Origin of the sequence: Sphingopyxis sp. (genome assembly GCF_050725615.1) — a bacterium.
GTDB lineage: Bacteria > Pseudomonadota > Alphaproteobacteria > Sphingomonadales > Sphingomonadaceae > Sphingopyxis.
Window position 1 is genome coordinate 1 of the sequence record NZ_JBOHHU010000154.1, and the last position, 3,959, is coordinate 3,959.

The window sequence follows — 3,959 nt, forward strand, 5'->3', positions numbered from 1 at the left end:
GCCTTGCGCAAGCCGAGGGACCCCACCCACTGCGACTAGCCAGCAAGCTGGCAAGTCTCGTTGCCCTCCCCTGAGGGGGAAGGCGGATCGATGTCTTAAGCCGCCTTCTCGGGCGCGAGATATCCAATCAACCGCCCCAGCGTCGCCGGCAGTTCCTTGCGGTGCACCACCATGTCGATCATCCCATGGTCGAGCAGATATTCGGCGCGTTGGAAGCCTTCGGGCAATTTTTCGCGGATCGTATTCTCGATCACGCGCTGCCCCGCGAAGCCGATCAGCGCCTTGGGCTCGCTGATCTGGACGTCGCCGAGCATCGCATAGCTCGCGGTGACGCCGCCCGTCGTCGGGTCGGTGAGCAGCACGATATAGGGCAGCCCGGCCCGGCGCAGGCGCGCAAGCGCCACGGTGGCGCGCGGCATCTGCATCAGCGACAGCGTGCCTTCCTGCATCCGCGCGCCGCCCGCGGCGGTGATCGCGATATAGGGGCAGCCGCGCCGGATCGATTCCTCGACCCCGGCGACGAAAGCCTCACCGACGGCGACCCCCATCGATCCGCCCATGAAGGCAAAATCCTGCACGCCGACGACAGCGGGGTGCCCGCCGATGCGGCCGAAGGCGTTCTGATAGGCATCACGGTCGCCGGTCGAGGCGCGCGCCGCCTTGATGCGGTCGGTATATTTTTTGGTGTCCTTGAACTTCAGCGGATCCTCTGGCGCGGCGGGCGACGCGAGGATTTCGTGCAGGCCGCCGTCGAACAATTGCAGGAAACGTTCGCTCGCGCCGATGCGGTCGTGATGGTCGCAGCGCGGGCAGACGTTCAGATTGTCCTGCCATTCCTTGACGAACACCATCTGCTGGCATTCGCGGCACTTGTGCCAGAGGTTGTCGGCGGTGTCGCGCTTCGCCGCGAAGGGCAGGGCGTTGCGGACGCGTTCGAGCCAGCTCATGCGGCGATCTCCTTTGCGCCGTGAATAGCATCGGCGAGGCTATGGGTGAAGGCCTCGACATAAGGCGCGGCGGCGTCGCCATGCTCGGCGATGATGTCGATAAAGGCCGATCCGACGACGACGCCATCGGCGACCTTGGCGATTTGCGCCGCCTGTTCGGGGGTCCGAACGCCAAAGCCGACCGCAACGGGCAGGTCGGTCGCGCCCTTGAGCCGCGCCACAGCTTCCTCGATGCTCGCCTGCGCCGCCTGTTGCAGCCCGGTGATCCCGGCGACGCTGACATAATAGAGGAACCCGCCCGCGCCCTCGAGCACGGCGGGCAGGCGCGCCGGGTCGGTCGTCGGCGTGGCGAGGCGGATCAGGTCGACCCCGGCGGCGCGCAGCGCGGGGCCGAGTTCGGGGTCTTCCTCCGACGGAATGTCGACGCAGATGATGCCGTCGACCCCCGCCCTGGCGCATTCGGCGGCGAACCAGTCGGGCCCGCGCACCGTCATCGGATTGGCATAGCCCATCAGGACGAGCGGGGTGTCGGGATGGCGTTGACGGAAGCTGGCCGCGATGGCGAAAATGTCCGCAGTGGTGGTGCCCTTGGCGAGGCTGCGCAAATTCGCCGCCTGGATCGCGGGGCCGTCGGCCATCGGATCGGTAAAGGGCATGCCCAGCTCGATCACATCGGCCCCGCCCGCGACGAGCGCGTCGAGGTTCGCGGCGGTATCCCCGTCGCCCGCAGTGATGAAGGCGACGAGCGCGGTGCGCGGCTTGGCGAAGGTGGCGGCGAAGCGGGTCATTCGGCCCACCCCTTCTTCGGTTCCGGCCATTGGCGTTCGAAGAACGGACGGGCCAAATACCACGCCGCAAGAAGGCCGATCGGGGCTGCGAAAATTCGACCCCATCCAAGTGCCAGCCCTTCTACGAGAGCATAATAGGCGACTAGAGCGACGCCGACGGCGGTGGCCAATTCGAATGCGGACTTTTTGAACTTGTAACTCACAGCTCCACCCCCAGCGCATCCGCCACCGTGAAGATATCCTTGTCCCCGCGCCCCGAGCAATTGACGATGATGATCTTGTCCTTGCCCAAGGTCGGCGCGATGCGCTCCGCCGCGGCGATGGCGTGGGCGGATTCAAGTGCCGGAATGATCCCCTCGAGCTGGGTGAGCTTCTGGAAGCTCGCCAGCGCCTCGGCATCGGTCACCGGTTCGTAGCGCACGCGGCCGATATCGTGGAGCCAGCTATGCTCGGGGCCGATGCCCGGATAGTCGAGCCCCGCCGAGATGCTGTGCGCCTCGGTGATCTGGCCGTCCGCGTCCTGGAGCAGATAGGTCTTGTTGCCGTGGAGGATGCCGGGACGCCCGCCGGCAAGGCTCGCGGCATGCTTGCCGTCCAGCCCTTCGCCCGCGGCTTCGACGCCGACGATCTCGACCCCCGCATCATCCAGAAACGGATGGAACAGCCCGATCGCGTTCGACCCGCCGCCGACCGGCGCTATCAGCATGTCGGGCAGGCGGCCCTCGGCCTCCAAAATCTGCGCCCGCGCCTCGTCGCCGATCACCGACTGGAAATCGCGAACCAGCTCGGGATAGGGGTGCGGACCGGCGACGGTGCCGATGATGTAAAACGTGTCGTGGACGTTCGCGACCCAGTGCCGCAGCGCCTCGTTCATCGCATCCTTCAGCGTCTTCGCGCCGCTCTCGACCGCGACGACTTCGGCGCCGAGCAATTTCATGCGAAAGACGTTCGGCTGCTGCCGCGCGACGTCGACCGCGCCCATGAAGATGGTGCAGGGCAGGCCGAACAGCGCCGCAACGGTCGCGGTCGCGACGCCATGCTGGCCCGCGCCGGTCTCGGCGATGATCTTGGTCTTGCCCATCCGCCGGGCGAGCAGGATCTGACCGATGCAATTGTTGATCTTGTGCGCGCCGGTGTGGTTGAGATCCTCGCGCTTCAGATAAATCTTGGCCCCTCCGAGGTGATCGGTCAGCCGCTGCGCGAGCCACAGCGGGCTGGGGCGGCCGACATAATTCTTCAGCAGGTCGTCGAACTCGGCCTTGAACGCCGGGTCGGCCTGCGCGGTGCGATATTCGCGTTCGAGGTCGAGGATCAGCGGCATCAGCGTTTCGGCGACATAGCGGCCGCCGAACTGGCCGAAATGGCCGCGCTCGTCGGGTCCGGTGCGAAGGCTGTTGGGCAGGGTCTGGGATGCAGTCATGGTCGTTTCCATCGGTAAAAGGATAAGGCGCTCGCGACGAGACGGGGTCTCAGGCGATCAGCGCCATCGTTTCCCGATGCGCAAGACAGAGGACGACGGGGTCAACATGCGGCGACCGCTTTAAGGAAAGCGGCGATCTTGTCCACATCCTTGACGCCGGGCGCGCTTTCGACCCCCGACGACACATCGACGAGCGGCGCATTGGTCGCGGCGAGGGCGTCGCAGACATTGGCCGCGTTGAGCCCGCCCGCGATGCCCCAGTCGATGCTGTGCCGGTGACCGACGAGCAGCGACCAGTCGAACCGCGTGCCGGTGCCGCCGGGCATCGCCTGCGCCGGGGCGTCGAACAGCAGCCGATCGACGATGCCGCGATATTGCAGCGACCGCTGGAGCGTGCCGGCATCCTTCAGCCCGACCGCCTTCCAGGCCTCGGTCCGGGTGTTCTGCTTCACCGCATTGATCCATTCGGGGGTTTCATTGCCGTGAAACTGGAGGATGTCGGGCCGCACCGCGCTCCACGCCGCGCCGGTGACCTGCGGGCTGGCGTTGACCAGCAACAGCGCGACCCTGACCCGGTCGCCCGCATATTTGCGGAGCTCCGCTGCGGTGTCCAGGTCGACGTAGCGCGGGCTTGGCGCATAATGGTTGAGCCCGATATGCGTCGCGCCGTGCCGGATCGCCGCGTCGATTTCGGCCTTGGTCTTGAGGCCGCAGATTTTGACAAGAGGGGTCATGGCTACCGGATGATCCAATGTCCGTTGGTGTCGAGCGAAGTCGAGACACGTCTGGCGCTGTGTTTGCGTG

The 3,959-nt window shown here is 66.3% G+C and carries 4 protein-coding genes; all 4 read right to left on the bottom strand.

The genetic code is table 11. The features are described from left to right. Nucleotides 1-95: 95 nt before the first annotated feature. On the bottom strand, nt 96-947 hold the full coding sequence (gene accD / locus ACREB7_RS20675) for an acetyl-CoA carboxylase, carboxyltransferase subunit beta (protein ID WP_431594138.1): 852 nt from the start codon (nt 945-947) through the stop codon (nt 96-98). Continuing rightward, nucleotides 944-1,735 carry a tryptophan synthase subunit alpha gene (gene trpA, locus ACREB7_RS20680; protein WP_431594139.1) on the bottom strand — a complete coding sequence of 264 codons (792 nt, stop codon included), beginning with the start codon at nt 1,733-1,735 and terminating at the stop codon, nt 944-946. Before trpA ends, accD begins: the two co-directional genes overlap by 4 nt. Before the next feature lie 199 nt (nt 1,736-1,934). Further along, a complete protein-coding gene (gene trpB, locus ACREB7_RS20685; protein ID WP_431594140.1) occupies nt 1,935-3,155 on the bottom strand; it encodes a tryptophan synthase subunit beta in 1,221 nt (406 codons plus the stop codon). 101 nt (nt 3,156-3,256) lie between these two features. Next, entirely contained in the window at nt 3,257-3,889 is a 633-nt protein-coding gene (locus tag ACREB7_RS20690) for a phosphoribosylanthranilate isomerase (protein WP_431594141.1), read from the bottom strand. Nucleotides 3,890-3,959: the final 70 nt, after the last annotated feature.

What these genes read in the sequence shown, in the direction of transcription:
- accD (WP_431594138.1), bottom strand. Translation starts at nt 947, where the DNA reads ATGAGCTGGCTCGAACGCGTCCGCAACGCCCTGCCCTTCGCGGCGAAG.
- trpA (WP_431594139.1), bottom strand. Translation starts at nt 1,735, where the DNA reads ATGACCCGCTTCGCCGCCACCTTCGCCAAGCCGCGCACCGCGCTCGTC.
- trpB (WP_431594140.1), bottom strand. Translation starts at nt 3,155, where the DNA reads ATGACTGCATCCCAGACCCTGCCCAACAGCCTTCGCACCGGACCCGAC.
- ACREB7_RS20690 (WP_431594141.1), bottom strand. Translation starts at nt 3,889, where the DNA reads ATGACCCCTCTTGTCAAAATCTGCGGCCTCAAGACCAAGGCCGAAATC.